Source organism: Ignisphaera sp., from assembly GCA_038735125.1.
In the GTDB taxonomy this organism is placed as follows: Archaea; Thermoproteota; Thermoprotei_A; order Sulfolobales; family Ignisphaeraceae; genus Ignisphaera.
This window is the reverse complement of sequence record JAVYNU010000001.1, coordinates 558,412-572,283: the sequence shown is the minus strand read 5'-3', so window position 1 is coordinate 572,283 and position 13,872 is coordinate 558,412. Positions and strand designations below refer to the sequence as shown.

The window sequence follows — 13,872 nt, the reverse complement described above, 5'->3', positions numbered from 1 at the left end:
TTATATATTCAAATGAAATAAGACAAACAAAATAAGATAAACCAGAAACTTTATATACTCGAACAAAAATATTATAGACGGTGGTTAAATGAGTAAACTATCAAAAGGCATAGAGCCAATAATAGCAGTAGTAATCCTAGTAGCAGTAACCATAGTAATAGCAATAGGCGTAATAGGCTGGATAATGGGGTGGTGGGGAGTAGCAGCAGGATCAACAGAAATGCTACAGGTAACACCACTCACTCTAAATACCAGCGATACCGGCTGCACACTTATAGTGCAAGTATATAACAAAGGCTCTGCAACAGCCACCATAACCCAGGCAACATTATTAGCAGGCACCACCCAACATACACTTACACCTGCACCAGGGGACTGTGTTAATGGTGGTAAAGCAACAGTGAATCCGGGACAAAGTTGCACCATAAAATTCGCGAGTTCTTCCTGTAGTGGTTTAGTGGCTGGTTTGACCTACCAAGCTAGGATCTATACAGCAGCTGGGAATGTTTATCCAATAGCTGTTCAAGCAACTAGTAGTTAGCGGCCGTTGAACAGTTTTGTGAGATGGCGACAAAAATAATTAAGTTTTTATTTTGTTGTGCTATATTTTTTCTGGTGTTTTGTATGGTTGGTGTTGTCTGGTCTGTTTCAAGTAATCCGAGTGGCTATAGGGATGGTGCTTATTCGTGTTGTGTTTTTGGGGATATTCTCTTTGTTGTTGGTTTTGATGAGGTTGGTGGTTTTGGGAGGCAGAGGTATAGGGTTGAGTCTAGGCGTGTTTCTGATGGGTCTTCTACTGGTGTGTGGGTTGATGACCGTGTTTATGGCTTTGCATCTCTTTTTTCGTGTGCTGTTGTTAGGGGTGGTGTTGTGGTTGTTGGTGCTACTGATAGGTTTTGGAGTTTGGTTGTGTTTGATAAGAATCTTAGTGTTGTTGCTAGAAGAGATTTTGAAAGTTCTAGGTTCATACCATATTCTGTTGATAGTGATGGGGATGTTGTTTTTGTTGGCGGTGTTGAGTTTGTTGGTGAAAGGGGGTATGCTATTCATGTAGAGGCTTTGTCTGCTGATGATCTCTCCCATATTGGGTTCTACACATCGAGCCCCATGGAGAGGAATGCCGCTGCCTATTCTGTTGTCTACAACCCTATGACGAAGGGCGTTGTTGTTGGCGGTTTTGATGAGGCTGATGGTTTTAGGAGGTGGAGAATAGAGATGCTATCTAGAGACCTCTCATTATCAAGGGTTGTCAGACCAGATGTTCACGGCTCTGTAACTGGGTTGGCTGTTGGGTCGCAAGGCTTTGTCTATGCGGTTGGCAGAGGTGGTGTAGCTAAGATAGATAGGAATGGTGAAGCGGCATCGCTAACAAAAGCTGTTTCGGGGGCGCAAATAGTTGCATCTCCAAGCGATTCGAAGCCTATTGGAAGATACGTTGGTGTTGTATCAGATAAAAACTTTCATGTACTGGATAAGAGCCTCAAATTAGTTGATAGTGCTGGGCTTGTTAGAGGTGCGGAGATAACATTTGTTGGGCAGGGGAAGCCTGCAATGGATTCTGAAAGGGTTTATATAGTAGCCAACACCATTGCAACAGATGTTGACTGGGGGTGGAGAATATTGGCTTTGAACCCGTCGCCATCCATATTCAGAAGGATTATCAGATCATAGAAGAGCCTTGTTTGGGGAGAAGACTAGCTATACAGTATCGAGGCCAAGACCCTTTTAAACCTCTCCGGGTCGCTAAGAAAGCTTGTGGCGAGCTCCTCCTCAAGATCAAGCCTATTCCTCTCAACAAGCAGGGGTCTAAGAAAAAGGTACTTAACAACAAAGTAAACAGACGTTGCATCGCTGCTGTACCTACCTAGTAGAACATCTCTGAGCTTCCCAGGCTCATCGAGAAAAAGATCTATGCAGCTCCTGCCATAGAGCCTCCTGCAGTTTATCTCCATAATCTCGTAGAATCCCGGCATCTTACTCTGCATATTCCTCCTAATGATCAAGGCTATTTCAGCTCTATCCATAGCTAGACACACTCAATATTCTTAGAAGGCCATAATATATAAGTTGAAAGATGCGGAGGAGGTTCATAGAATATGAGAAAAGTTTTTAAGCCTCCAGACGTTGCTCCCACCCCAACAGTTTTTAAACTTGAAACAACTACACACCTATAACTCATAGCTAGGAATATATAAGCTTTATTTTAACTATGACCATCTTTTGCTGTTCTTGCTGAGGCTTTTCTAAGTCTATTCATAACTGCTAGTCCAAGCCCCTTCTCCTCAACACCTTCAACAATTGCTATATCGACACCCTCTCTGTCAAGCTCCCTCAGAATCCTAAACAGGTTTCTAGCAATCTCGAAAACGTTTTTTCTCGAGCCATAAGTTAGTATCTCGTCTGCAAATCCCTTGTATCTATGGATTGTCTCAGACGATGCTATTATCGCAACCTTTTTACCTGTTCTCCTAGCCTCTTCAGCAAGCCTGATAACCTCCTCAACCATCTCCTCGGCATCCCCTCTATACTCAACCAGGATTAGTGGTGTCTCTGGGGAGTAGTGCCTATATTTCATACCGGGTGCAAGAGCCTTTTCGCTCTCCATGTAGCCCCTGGCCTCTGGGGATATGATGATCTCCTCTCCAAGAACCTCAACTATCTTCTCTACAGGCATTGCACCGGGTCTTAGAAGCTTCATAGGCTTTGATGTGGCGTCAACTATTGTTGACTCCACTCCGTAGAGTGTTTCCCCAGAATCTATTATAGCGTCTACCCTTCCAAACATGTCAACCATTGCATGGAAACCTGTTGTGGGGCTTGGCCTGCCAGATATATTTGCACTTGGAGCTGCTATAGGCCCTGCACAGCTTATGAGTCTCAGAGCAACTGGGTGAGCAGGCATTCTAACAGCAACTGTTGGAAGGTTTGCTGTCACCTCCTGGGCTACCCTAGGGCCTTTCCTTAGGAGGACTGTGAATGGCCCTGGCCACAGAACATCTATTGCCCTAGCAATCTTCTCTGGAACCTCCTCAGCAACCTCGTAAAGCTGCTTCTTATTGGATATGTGCACAATTAGTGGGTTGTCCATTGGCCTGTTCTTGGCTATGAATACCCTTTTAACAGCCTCTCCATTGGATGCCGAGGCCCCAAGCCCATAAACAGTCTCTGTTGGGAATACCACTATACCCCCCCTCAAAATAATCTCGCAGCACTCTCTAACGGCATTCTCATCTATATTGTCAACGGCTATTCGATAAACCCTTGTTAACACTGGCTATGCTCACCCAGCCCAATGTAGAGGCAATCTCTATGGCATCTAAAAGGCTTTTTGCAATCGGTATTCCAAGAACCTCGAGATCCTCGTCGAGATAATCAGTATCGCTTATCCTGAAGTCTCTAGCGTTTCTAAGGATTACAATTGCCTTCAATCCATTGAGGTAAGCCGCCAAAGCATCTAGCACCTTATCCCCTATGAAAAGCGCTCTCGATGGCGAAACACTAAGAGCTTTGACAGCAACTGCTATCTGCTCAATTCTATTCCTAGCATCCTCCCTAGATACAAACGTTTTAGCACAATCGCTAATTCCAAGCCTTCTAAGCACCTGCATCCCAGCCACCCTACCCTGCATAGTTACAAAGCCTAGCACATAGGACTTGCAAAGCTCAGACACTATACTAGGGGAGTTGTCAAGCACAATAAGGTTTTCAACAGCCCTCAACTCAAGTTCACTAACAAAATTGTGTATTCTCCAAAAAGATTCTGTACCATGGCACTTGTTCACAAAGCCTAGAAAACTATTTGCATGGCATGACTCCCTCCTAATAGCATTCATCACAACCCCCCAGTCTACTGGTAGCAGCGCCAGCGTTCCATCAACATCAAATACGATTGCCTCAACACCCAATGATGCACACCATACACAACAAAACATCAAAATATTGGAGTATCTAATAAGCTGATTTGGAGATTGTTGAGAAGACTTATGTACAATACCCCATGAAAAAATATTTGTTGCAACCTCACTAGTATTTGCAAAGGTGATGCAATGGAGAAAACCCTCTCCATCATACTCTTATCTATGGTACTGATAGTCATTGTCAATGATTTTGCCATTGAAATTGCTAAGGCAAGCTCACTGAGCCACGCAGGTGAATACATAATATATTTTATGGATGCATCTGAACTATCGCAGATATCCATGCAATGTCTTGTGGAAAACGTTTTCTGGAATATTGGTGCGGCCCTAGCTCTTTGTAGCCAGGGCTCTGTCGAGACTCTTCGAGACGCTGGCTTTACGCTTTACCCCAATTCAAATATATCTATACACATATCCCTTTCAAGTCTGAGGGTTGTTGGCGATGTAAAAAGGGTTTACCAGGGACAAACGGGCTTCGGGAACATATCCTCTGCATGGTCATGGGCTGTATCGAGGGTGGGGGCAGACACTGCATGGAGATTCTTCAACACTATGGGGTACAATGTCACAATAGCTATTCTAGATACAGGCATAGACCCCACACATCCACTGCTGGCTGATAAGCTTGTTGGTTGGATAGAGTTCGACAGAAAGGGTAGACCTGTTTGCTCAAGTCCACATGATACATATGGGCATGGGACATGGGTTGCCAGCATAGCTGCTGGTGGCGATGGTGGGAGATATGTTTTTGGTGTAGTGCCAAAGGCAAGGATAATATCAGCTCTTGTCTTGCCAGCTGGGAGTGGGACAGATGCACAGGTTTTGGCAGGTCTTGACTGGGTTGTCAAGCCATATGACTGTAGGGGGAGACAGCTGAATGTTGGTAGGGTAAATGTTGTTTCCATGAGCTTTGGATCCCCTGGAAACTACTCAAATGTTTTCCTGCCAGCTATAGAAAAACTGATTGAGAATGGAATTGTGGCCGTGGCGGCCATAGGAAATGAGGGGCCATATACCTCCTCTAACCCTGGAAACATATGGGGGGTTATAGGTGTTGGCGCAACAGACTTCAATGATGAAACAACATGGTTTAGTAGCTATGAATATGTTGAGTGGCCAGAGCCTCCAAGCCAGTGGCCATTTGGAGGAGGATATCCAAAGACCTATGAGAAGCCAGATGTTGTTGCACCTGGCACTGATGTTCCAGGGGCTTTCCCAGGGGGGCTAATAGCCATAGGCAGTGGGACAAGCGCCTCAACACCTATAGTAGCTGGGGTAGCGGGTATTGTAAGCAGCATTCTCTACTCAAAGGGGTTTAGAGGTTCGCAACTTGTGATGCAAGTGTATAACATAGTAACATCGTCTACAGACCCGATAAACACCTCTGGCTCTGGAAAGGGGCTTGTAAACATGTTTAAAGCTGTTGCAAAGGCTCTTGGATACCAGATCTCCAGCCTAAAGATTGATGTATACCCATATGAAGCTGCACCACTATCAAGGGTTATGGCCAGGGTCTCTGGACTTTATGGAGCGACTCAACTGTCTGTTTATGTGGCAGGTGCAGAGGTTTATAGGGGACTTTATACACCGGGGAAGACAATAGAATTTATTGTTCCACCAACACATGTTGAGGGAAATGAGGTTATTGTTGCCGGTGTTGAGGGAAACAATGTCTACTACGGCAAAATACTTATCTATGTAAACCCCGCTCTCTATCTACCAACCAAGAACATCGGTGCAAATATCTCTAGCGGAGCTGTTCTAGATATTGTTGTTGCTGGTGTTGGTATAGGGGATCTGGTAGCGATACGCATCGGCGATAACATAGCTTGTCTAGACATAGCTAGTCTGAGGGGCTGGATATACGCAAGTCTGGTGGTACCCTATGTTGAGAGAGGCAATTGGTATAACATCACATTGTATGACTACACAAATCCGAGCATAGTCCTTAGCCAGCCACTATACATATCAAAACCTGTTGCAGCTAAAGAGGTAGAGGTTGTGAATAGAACATACATAGTCAATAACACTACTGTCGAGGTGCGTAGACTGTATACACTCCTACCCCTTCTAATAAAAACGAAAAGCTATTACATTGCTGGGGAGGAGAGCTACATAGAGATATCAGCACCGATAGACATATCTATAGATAGAGTTGAGATAGTTGCAAAGCCAAGCAACTCAATAGATATAAGGATAGTTAACATTTCAAAACCATACAACAATGTGTATAGGGTGTGGATAGAGCCAATACCAAAGACAATATTCATTTCTGCAGAGGCAATTGCAACAATATATATCAGGGTAAATGACACGGTGGTGCCATACACAACAACACTTTCTATACTGCCGCAAAAACCAGAAGAGGAGATAACAAAAATGGTTAACAGCATAGCCAGAAACATAACAGCTATTGAAACAGGCATAGAGAACAGATTGAATAGCATAGCAACAGAGATAAGAAATACTGAGAGCGGTTTAGAAGAGGCTATGAACAATATAAGTGCATTGAACCAAACAGTACATAGCTACTACAAGGACATGAGCAGCAAAGTGGACACAATATCAAAAGGGCTCATAGTGAGCATGGCACTAGCTTTCACAGCTATCGCATTAGCTATAACAGTAGCTATAAAGAGGCGCAAGTAGAGAATACCGGCAAACATCAGGGAAAACATAGATTGTATTGAAATAAGAAAGACTAGGTTATGCGAGAAGGATAGCCAAGTGTTATGAGGCAACATTGTTGTGGTTCGCAAATAATATGCTGTTAGGTGTATATATCCCTGTTTATGAATGGTATTAGCGCTGTTATGACTGAGTAGTAGACCAGATCCTCTCTAAGAACAACACCTCTTGTTAGTAGCTTTATAAATCCTCCCTTCTCCCCTATATCCCTAGTTCCATAATGGTAATCAACAACCTCTTCAAGCTCTCTGAAAACACCTTTCATTATCAATTCAACGAATCTCCTTGGTATTGGAAAAGCTGGGGATAGCCCATAAGAACCTCGACCATCTCTATCAACTACATATGCTATCTGCACATCGTAAAAGCTTTCACCAAGTCTTATAAAACCCGCTTCAACGCCAACACCATAGTCACAGCTACTGAAGCATTTCAATGCTTTTTCACCTCTTATCCTAGCACCCTCCATAATAACATCTATACCTATTGGCTGTGGCGAAAGCCCAGTCTCAACAGCACAACTCACAATATCAACTTCTTTGAAGAAAGCTTGAAAAGCCCTCTTAATACCCTCAACCTTAGATGGGTTTCTACTACCAATACAAACAACGACCATCCAAACCACCGCAAATACTGTGCGTTAATAAGATTGTGCTGATCAACACAATAAGTCTTTCTACTCACAAAACATGGTATAGAAATTAGGTTTGCATGTTACTAAAAGGCAAATCCCTGGGAATTCTTAGCTCGTTACACATATTGGTTGTTCATCCATCCAAGGCATGAAATGCCATATCATATGTTATATAGCTTAATGATGTGTGGTTTGCTTTATTATACATTTCCCCCAACTTTTAAAACAGTTGCAGTCCCTGCTGTTGCAAGCGCTAGGGATATCACGTATATGGGCTCTAAAGGCTCTTTTAGAATTATTGTTGCTAGTGTTGTTGCGATTGCTGGCTCTGCCAAGGCTATTGATGTTACCGTCGAGCTTTTGTAGAACTTTAGAAGGTAGTTCATTGTTGTGTGCCCACCTATCATCGGGATTATGGCTAGGGCTAGTAGCCATACCCAAGATCTTTGTAGATATGATAAAACGTCGTCCTTGGCGATGAAGCTATATGTAAGTGCTATTATAGATGCTGTAGCATATGTTGCTACAGAGTATTCTCTAATCCCCATGTATTTTCTTGAGACCCTCCCTATGTAGAAGTACACGGCGGCTGCTATAGATGCTGCAAACGATTCTACAACCCCTACGAGACTGTTTTTTGCAGGGCTATGCTGTGTATATGCAGCGAGTAGAACAACACTCAGAAAGCTTGTGGCAATACCTATAACCTCTAAATGGGTTGGCTTCTCACCTTTCAAAAACTCTATAATTGCTAGGTGTACTGGATATAGGACAACAATTGTTGTGCTAACCGCTACAGAGACTCTGAATAGAGAGTCCATCCATAAAGCAAAGTGTGATGCGAGAGCAAAGCCCGCTATGAAGGTGTTGAGAAAATGCTTATGTGGTATAGGCCGAGGCATTTTTTCGCTGGTTGGTATAAGGGCAAGTACTATAGCCGCTATTACAAGCCTCCAAAAGGCGCAGGCAATTGGCGATGCATTTGAAAGTCTAACAAGTATGGATGCAGAGCCTATGCTGATTGATGCAACAACAAATAGTGCAACATGGATTGCCCTGTTCATGCATGAAACCCAAACATTTTTAGGTTTGTTATCCCAAGTTCTCAATATAAAAGGCTTTTAGCCATGGCTGTGGTGGAGCCATCAACAATAGCTATGCTGTCTATCCAGCTATTTGCTATAATGGATCCCCTAGCCGCTATCCCAACACTTCTAGACGTGATATCGACATTGCCTCAGGATGAGAGCAAGAAACTCATTGACAAGGCTGCTCTAGCGATATTCATTCTACTAAACATTTTTGCTGTTGTAGGCGGTTACATACTATCGCTATTTGGCATAAGTATACCGGCATTCAAAATGGCTGCAGGGATAATACTGATGGCAACAGCTATAGACACTCTCCTAACTGGGCACAAACCTGAGAAGATAGATGTTGGAACATACATCATAGTGCCGATAGCAACGCCGCTCATCGTTGGGCCAGGGACCATGACACTTCTAATAACGTCTGCGAAGCTCTACGGAATTTTAAACACTTTGATAGCATCATACATAGCATTTGTAATAACATATATAGTGCTTAGAGTGGCAAGGGAGATCGCTAGGCTGGCTGGAACAACCTTCATACACGGGCTGGGGAGGTTTATGTCGATAATTATAGCCTCATTCGCTGTTGAAATGGTTATATCAGGAATAAGCGAATACATAAAATCGCTGGGTTAAAAACATTGCCAGGGGCTTCATGGTGTTCACTCTATTGTGGTTTTTTCAAACATTCTCATAGCTATGACCATCAAGACTAGAGATGTTACCACAAGCAACAGCATCTCAACTTCTTGGGTTAGCCAAGGATATACCATGTTCAGGAATGACACTCCAGACAAGAAGTATCTGCAGAGATCAACAGCATATGTCAGCGGGGATATGAGGGCCAGTATCTGCATCCACTCTGGGGTCATGTTCAGTGGGAACATAGATCCGCTCAGCAGGGTCATAGGCATTGTTATTGTTCCTACAATAAGCTGAAAGCCCTCGGGACTCCTCATGGTAGAGGCTATTGCTATTCCCATTGACGTGAACCCAACTGCCATTATAAACCCTATTGCAAGGGTCATTGGAAGCCCAGCTGGGTTCAACTTGGATGTTAGTGCAAAGCCCATTGCAAGCATTATCAAGCCATTCAACAGAGAGACTATGGAGTCTCCCAATGCTCTTCCAAGAATTGTTAGAGATCTTGGGGCTGGGGCTACAAGAACCTCTTTCAGGAAGCCAAACTGTTTGTCCCAAATAACTGAGATCCCGCCCATGAAGCTTGCCTGGAATATTGACGTTGCGAAAGTGGCTGGCAGTAGAAACGCTAGATAGTCGAGCCCCTTGAAAAGCACCTGGAATTGCTGCCCCCTTAGTGTGAATGCCCAGCCGAGCCCAAAGAAGAGTAGCCAGAGAATGTTATTTATTATTGTGCCAGCTATTCTAGACCTTGCTCTAATAAATCTCTTTATCTGTCTATAGGCCATTATGTATATGGACTCTAACATTTTCATCACCTCATCCTCGCCCTATGCCTCATTCTAGCAACTTCGATAAAGCTACCTTCACTATCTCTTATCTCCCTGCCAGTCAAGTGTATGAATACATCATTTAGAGATGGTCTTCTATAGCTAACTTCTGCAACCCTAATCTCGAGTCTATCTAGGTGGAGTAGAATTGCTGGTATGGCCTCAGACGCCTTCTTAACTTGTAGAGCCACCATGCCGCCCTCAACAACTTTGCAGCTATCTACACCTGCTATCGATAGCTTTGAGCATATATCTGGATCTGGCTTGGCAAGCTTTACATAGACTATGTCCGAGCCCACCATCGATTTGAGCTCTTCTGCTGTTCCCAAGGCAATTATCTTTCCATGGTCTATAATGGCTATTCTACTGCAAAGCATCTCAGCCTCCTCCATATAATGCGTTGTTAGGAAAATTGTTGTTCCATATTCTTTGTTAAGCTTCCTTATATAGTCCCATATATGAACCCTTGTCTGTGGGTCAAGGCCTATGGTTGGCTCGTCTAGGAATAGTATTCTAGGTGTGTGTAGCATTGCCCTAGCTATCTCTAGTCTCCTCCTCATACCACCAGAGTAGTTTCTCACAAGCCTGTCCCTGAAATCCCATAGCTCAACAAACTTCAGCGCCTCCTCAATCCTCTCTCTCAGACCCTGTCCATTCAATCCATAGAGCCTTCCATGTATGTACAGATTTTCGTAGCCAGTAAGATTATCGTCTAGAGATGGATCTTGGAAAACAATGCCAATATTCTTTCTAACCCTGTCAGGCTCTGAAACAACATCATAGCCAGCTACAAGAGCTTTTCCAGACGTTGGTTTGAGTAGGGTTGCTAGAATGTGTATTGTGGTTGTCTTCCCAGCTCCATTCGGCCCTAGAAACCCGAATATCTCACCCTTTCTAACCTGGAAGCTTATCCCCCTAACAGCCTCGACAGGTCCATACCTCTTAACAAGATTTTCAACAACTATATCAAACTCCATGCCTACGCACCCCTAGATATGATCCTATTCCTCAACCCATCCAATTCCCTCACAAAACCACTTACAATAACGCTGAGCTGCTCCAAATCATCTTTACTCGCATTTGGAAGAACTTCCACAAGCCTGAAGATAGACTCCCGAAGCATGCGACCACCACAATCCTCGAAAATCTTCATCCCCCTAGAAAACCTCTTTATATGCTCAACTCTGCTTATATTGTTGGAGAGGAGTTTTGCCCCCTCCTCAGTAAGCCTGTATACCCTCAGAAGCTTCCTGCCCCTCGTACCCTGTTCAGCAACCTCTATATAGCCCATGGAGACGAGCTTTTTCAGAGATGGGTATAGAATACCTGGGCTTTTGTGCATATAGAACTCCTCTTTAATCCTCCTCATAATCTCATACCCATGAGCAGGTCCCTTGGAGAGAGCATAGAGTATTATGAGAACTGTGTTGAATTCGAATTCCTTTTGCGATGGTCTGAGCATCAATATCACTAGATGTATCTGCAGATATATCTGGAGAGAGTTTAAAAACTTTACTACTGAAAATGAATTATATGCCGAACTAAACATTTAAAGCCATATCCATAGGCAGTCTATGCTGAAGCAACTAGCTGTGGCGATTGAGATGGAGAGATATCTGATACTGGTGATGTCTGATAGCCACATTCATGAGAGAGCTGATTGGTTTCCAAACGAGTTTGTGGAATTGTTTAAGAATAGAAGATATGATGTTGTCATCCATGCTGGTGATGTTGTTGACCAGGATGTGCTAGACTATGTAAAGAGCCTGGGGAAGAAGACATACGTTGTCCAGGGAAACATGGATTATCTTGATCTTCCAGAGGAGGAGATAGTTGATGTTTTTGGGGTAAAGATTGGTGTTGTCCACGGGGATCAGGTTAGGCCAAGGGGCAATATAGGCGCCTTGACCATGATTGCTAAGAGCGTGGGTGCATCAATACTTGTCTCAGGTCATACCCACTCACCTTTTATAACAGTCGACTCTGGCGTTCTGCATGTAAACCCCGGTTCTATTACTGGTGTGTGGGGTGGTGGTGGAGGCTCTTTCAAACCATCGTTTATAGAGATAGAGCTTTATAGGAACTGGGTGGCGAGGATAGTCTTGTATGAGATAGAGAAGGGGAGGATTGTTACAAGAGAGGAGACGGTCACTATCTATCCAACGCAATAGTATCAAACCATACAACAGTTAATGAACAAGTTTTTTATTCTGAGGCAACAAAAACACCATATAGCTGATTGCTATGGAATGGCCATACATACTAGTTACAACAGCTCTGGTCACAGCACTAGCAACTGTTTTCTCCATATTTGTTGAGAGGAGGCTTGGAATTCTATGCACAGATGTTCACAAGGTTAGCAAGCCGAAGATACCGTGTGTAGGTGGCTTCGGTGTTTTGGCTGGTCTGGTGACAGGGTTTCTGCTTCTCTTCGCCAATGGCTATACGGACTCTGCCTACCTAGAGGTTTTCCTATCATCTGTTCTAATATCATTTGCAATTGGGTTGGCAGATGATCTGCTAGACCTCAAGTCTAGGTGGAAAATAGTTCTTGGCTTTGCACCAGCCATCCCAATACTGTTGCTACAAGCCTATTACCCAAGGCCTTGGATACCCGTCGTAGGCTACATAAGAATATCGACTCTATACCCACTACTACTTCTAGCAGCATTCACAGTTTACCAGAACGGCGCAAACATGATAGACACCCACAACGGCACACTACCAATATTCGTTCTATCAACACACATATTTGCATTGGCAACAAAGCTGCTGACAGGCTCAGATATAGAGTCTTGCCTCCCCCTACTAACAGTCATAGCAACAGTACTAGCATATGCCATATTCAATGTTTACCCAGCCAAAATATTCAATGGAAACACAGGCGCATTCCTACTAGGCGTAACAATACCCCTAATGCTAGCAAAATACAGACTAGAACTATACTACATAATGGCATCAGTACCAATGTTCATAAACGGGTTCTACTACATAGCATCAGTTAAAGGCTTCCTACAAAAAGAAAGCGTAAAAAGACCAACACAAGTAGACGAAAAAGGCTGCATACACGCATCAAAAGACCCATCAGCACCAATAACACTAGTAAGACTAGTAACAGGCTTCGCCAGAAACGGACTAAACGAGAAAGAGCTTGTCACAGCACTATACACAATATTCATACTATCATCACTAATATCAGCAACACTAACCATAGCCCTAGGCTACAGATAGCCAACCACAGTCCAGCAAAGACTAGACCCTGCTATAAAATCATTCTAAGCTCTTTATAGCACCCTTGCACACACCAATCGAAACTCCCATAAGGGAGTAGAAAATGGAGTTGAATGTGTCGATAGTAATGGAAGTATTGTTTCTGATGTATTGGGTTCTGTTTGTTTATCTATTTATTTGTTGGTTGGTTGTGGGATGGGTGGTGGGATTGCTTGTATGTTTTTATTGTTTTTGGTTTTTTGTCAGTACCTCATTTAGTATTTCTATGATTTCTGTTATTTTGGTTTTTATTTTGTCTAGTGCTTCTTGGGGTGGCTCTATGTCTTGGTTCCAGAGCTCTTTGATTATTTCGAACATGTTTTTTAGTCCGATGTATGATGCGATTTCTATTGCCCTGTTTAGCTTCTTTATTGTTTTTTCAATCTCTTCTGCTTTGCTACTAATGTATTTGTTGCCTTCTTCTGTGAGTGTGTAGACCTTTCTATTCTTTTCTATGAATGATTTTAGCATCCCCTCTTTTTCTAGCTCGTGGAGGGTTGGGTAGAGAATCCCGCTGCTAGGGGCATAGACCTTTATTGTTTGGGATAGAAACTTCTTTATTGCGTATCCATGGGCTTTGCCAAGCTTCATTAGAGCATATAGTACAAGGTCTTTGAAAAGGCCTCTGACATTCACCAACACAAACTCTATTTCTAGGAACTTGTCTTTGCTGCTCATAAAGTTCACAATATCCTGCTTCTAGACGGAGCTCTTTCGGTATTGGTATATAAACTTGTAGAGAAGTTTGAATGGGGGTATTCGACCCCGTCGGCTTCTCTCTTCATTCTCCTCGGCTTCCG

The 13,872-nt window shown here is 43.4% G+C and carries 15 protein-coding genes; 6 read left to right on the top strand and 9 right to left on the bottom strand.

The window, feature by feature from the left end:
* Positions 1-88: 88 nt before the first annotated feature.
* Together QW284_03200 and QW284_03195 are read left to right on the top strand one after the other, a co-directional pair.
* The gene (locus QW284_03200) at positions 89-541 is read left to right on the top strand and encodes an archaellin/type IV pilin N-terminal domain-containing protein (GenBank protein MEM0338673.1); all 453 of its coding nucleotides are present in this window, start codon (positions 89-91) and stop codon (positions 539-541) included.
* Positions 542-624: 83 nt separating this feature from the next.
* On the top strand, positions 625-1,671 hold the full coding sequence (locus QW284_03195) for a hypothetical protein (GenBank protein MEM0338672.1): 1,047 nt from the start codon (positions 625-627) through the stop codon (positions 1,669-1,671).
* Positions 1,672-1,694: 23 nt separating this feature from the next.
* Here the strand turns inward: QW284_03195 and QW284_03190 are convergent, their stop codons facing one another.
* The 3 genes from QW284_03190 to QW284_03180 all read right to left on the bottom strand — a co-directional run bounded on the left by QW284_03190 (position 1,695) and on the right by QW284_03180 (position 3,905).
* Entirely contained in the window at positions 1,695-2,024 is a 330-nt protein-coding gene (locus tag QW284_03190) for a hypothetical protein (GenBank protein ID MEM0338671.1), read from the bottom strand.
* A gap of 179 nt (positions 2,025-2,203) precedes the next feature.
* Positions 2,204-3,271 carry an L-threonylcarbamoyladenylate synthase gene (locus tag QW284_03185; protein MEM0338670.1) on the bottom strand — a complete coding sequence of 356 codons (1,068 nt, stop codon included), beginning with the start codon at positions 3,269-3,271 and terminating at the stop codon, positions 2,204-2,206.
* The gene (locus tag QW284_03180) at positions 3,240-3,905 is read right to left on the bottom strand and encodes an HAD hydrolase-like protein (protein ID MEM0338669.1); all 666 of its coding nucleotides are present in this window, start codon (positions 3,903-3,905) and stop codon (positions 3,240-3,242) included. The genes QW284_03185 and QW284_03180 overlap by 32 nt, the downstream gene beginning before the upstream one ends.
* A gap of 141 nt (positions 3,906-4,046) precedes the next feature.
* Between QW284_03180 and QW284_03175 the strand changes: the two genes are divergently transcribed.
* Positions 4,047-6,566, top strand: a complete 2,520-nt coding sequence (locus QW284_03175) for a S8 family serine peptidase (GenBank protein ID MEM0338668.1) — start codon at positions 4,047-4,049, stop codon at positions 6,564-6,566.
* Between the two features lie 121 nt (positions 6,567-6,687).
* Here the strand turns inward: QW284_03175 and yjjX are convergent, their stop codons facing one another.
* The gene (yjjX, locus tag QW284_03170; protein MEM0338667.1) at positions 6,688-7,221 is read right to left on the bottom strand and encodes an inosine/xanthosine triphosphatase; all 534 of its coding nucleotides are present in this window, start codon (positions 7,219-7,221) and stop codon (positions 6,688-6,690) included.
* Positions 7,222-7,439: 218 nt separating this feature from the next.
* Positions 7,440-8,303, bottom strand: a complete 864-nt coding sequence (locus QW284_03165) for a DMT family transporter (GenBank protein ID MEM0338666.1) — start codon at positions 8,301-8,303, stop codon at positions 7,440-7,442.
* A gap of 63 nt (positions 8,304-8,366) precedes the next feature.
* On the opposite strand from QW284_03165, the gene QW284_03160 reads away from it, so the two are divergent.
* Positions 8,367-8,966: a MarC family protein gene (locus QW284_03160; GenBank protein ID MEM0338665.1), complete on the top strand. Its 600-nt coding sequence runs from the start codon at positions 8,367-8,369 to the stop codon at positions 8,964-8,966.
* Positions 8,967-8,992: 26 nt separating this feature from the next.
* Here the strand turns inward: QW284_03160 and QW284_03155 are convergent, their stop codons facing one another.
* The 3 genes from QW284_03155 to QW284_03145 are packed head-to-tail and all read right to left on the bottom strand — an operon-like array spanning position 8,993 to position 11,264.
* Positions 8,993-9,781, bottom strand: coding sequence for an ABC transporter permease (locus QW284_03155; GenBank protein ID MEM0338664.1), 789 nt, complete (start codon positions 9,779-9,781; stop codon positions 8,993-8,995).
* A gap of 5 nt (positions 9,782-9,786) precedes the next feature.
* Positions 9,787-10,779 (bottom strand): ATP-binding cassette domain-containing protein, encoded by a 993-nt coding sequence (locus tag QW284_03150; GenBank protein ID MEM0338663.1) that lies wholly within the window; start codon positions 10,777-10,779, stop codon positions 9,787-9,789.
* Between the two features lie 2 nt (positions 10,780-10,781).
* Entirely contained in the window at positions 10,782-11,264 is a 483-nt protein-coding gene (locus QW284_03145) for a PadR family transcriptional regulator (GenBank protein ID MEM0338662.1), read from the bottom strand.
* A gap of 142 nt (positions 11,265-11,406) precedes the next feature.
* On the opposite strand from QW284_03145, the gene QW284_03140 reads away from it, so the two are divergent.
* Positions 11,407-11,973: a YfcE family phosphodiesterase gene (locus QW284_03140; protein ID MEM0338661.1), complete on the top strand. Its 567-nt coding sequence runs from the start codon at positions 11,407-11,409 to the stop codon at positions 11,971-11,973.
* A gap of 73 nt (positions 11,974-12,046) precedes the next feature.
* Positions 12,047-13,033: a hypothetical protein gene (locus QW284_03135; protein ID MEM0338660.1), complete on the top strand. Its 987-nt coding sequence runs from the start codon at positions 12,047-12,049 to the stop codon at positions 13,031-13,033.
* Between the two features lie 222 nt (positions 13,034-13,255).
* Here the strand turns inward: QW284_03135 and QW284_03130 are convergent, their stop codons facing one another.
* The gene (locus QW284_03130; protein ID MEM0338659.1) at positions 13,256-13,750 is read right to left on the bottom strand and encodes a PadR family transcriptional regulator; all 495 of its coding nucleotides are present in this window, start codon (positions 13,748-13,750) and stop codon (positions 13,256-13,258) included.
* Positions 13,751-13,872 lie beyond the last annotated feature (122 nt).

Coding starts and splice junctions, on each gene's coding strand:
- QW284_03155 (MEM0338664.1), bottom strand. CDS start 9,781: ATGTTAGAGTCCATATACATAATGGCCTATAGACAGATAAAGAGATTT.
- QW284_03145 (MEM0338662.1), bottom strand. CDS start 11,264: ATGCTCAGACCATCGCAAAAGGAATTCGAATTCAACACAGTTCTCATA.
- QW284_03150 (MEM0338663.1), bottom strand. CDS start 10,779: ATGGAGTTTGATATAGTTGTTGAAAATCTTGTTAAGAGGTATGGACCT.
- QW284_03190 (MEM0338671.1), bottom strand. CDS start 2,024: ATGGATAGAGCTGAAATAGCCTTGATCATTAGGAGGAATATGCAGAGT.
- QW284_03195 (MEM0338672.1), top strand. CDS start 625: ATGGTTGGTGTTGTCTGGTCTGTTTCAAGTAATCCGAGTGGCTATAGG.
- QW284_03160 (MEM0338665.1), top strand. CDS start 8,367: ATGGCTGTGGTGGAGCCATCAACAATAGCTATGCTGTCTATCCAGCTA.
- QW284_03140 (MEM0338661.1), top strand. CDS start 11,407: ATGGAGAGATATCTGATACTGGTGATGTCTGATAGCCACATTCATGAG.
- QW284_03165 (MEM0338666.1), bottom strand. CDS start 8,303: ATGAACAGGGCAATCCATGTTGCACTATTTGTTGTTGCATCAATCAGC.
- yjjX (MEM0338667.1), bottom strand. CDS start 7,221: ATGGTCGTTGTTTGTATTGGTAGTAGAAACCCATCTAAGGTTGAGGGT.
- QW284_03135 (MEM0338660.1), top strand. CDS start 12,047: ATGGAATGGCCATACATACTAGTTACAACAGCTCTGGTCACAGCACTA.
- QW284_03175 (MEM0338668.1), top strand. CDS start 4,047: ATGGAGAAAACCCTCTCCATCATACTCTTATCTATGGTACTGATAGTC.
- QW284_03200 (MEM0338673.1), top strand. CDS start 89: ATGAGTAAACTATCAAAAGGCATAGAGCCAATAATAGCAGTAGTAATC.
- QW284_03130 (MEM0338659.1), bottom strand. CDS start 13,750: ATGAGCAGCAAAGACAAGTTCCTAGAAATAGAGTTTGTGTTGGTGAAT.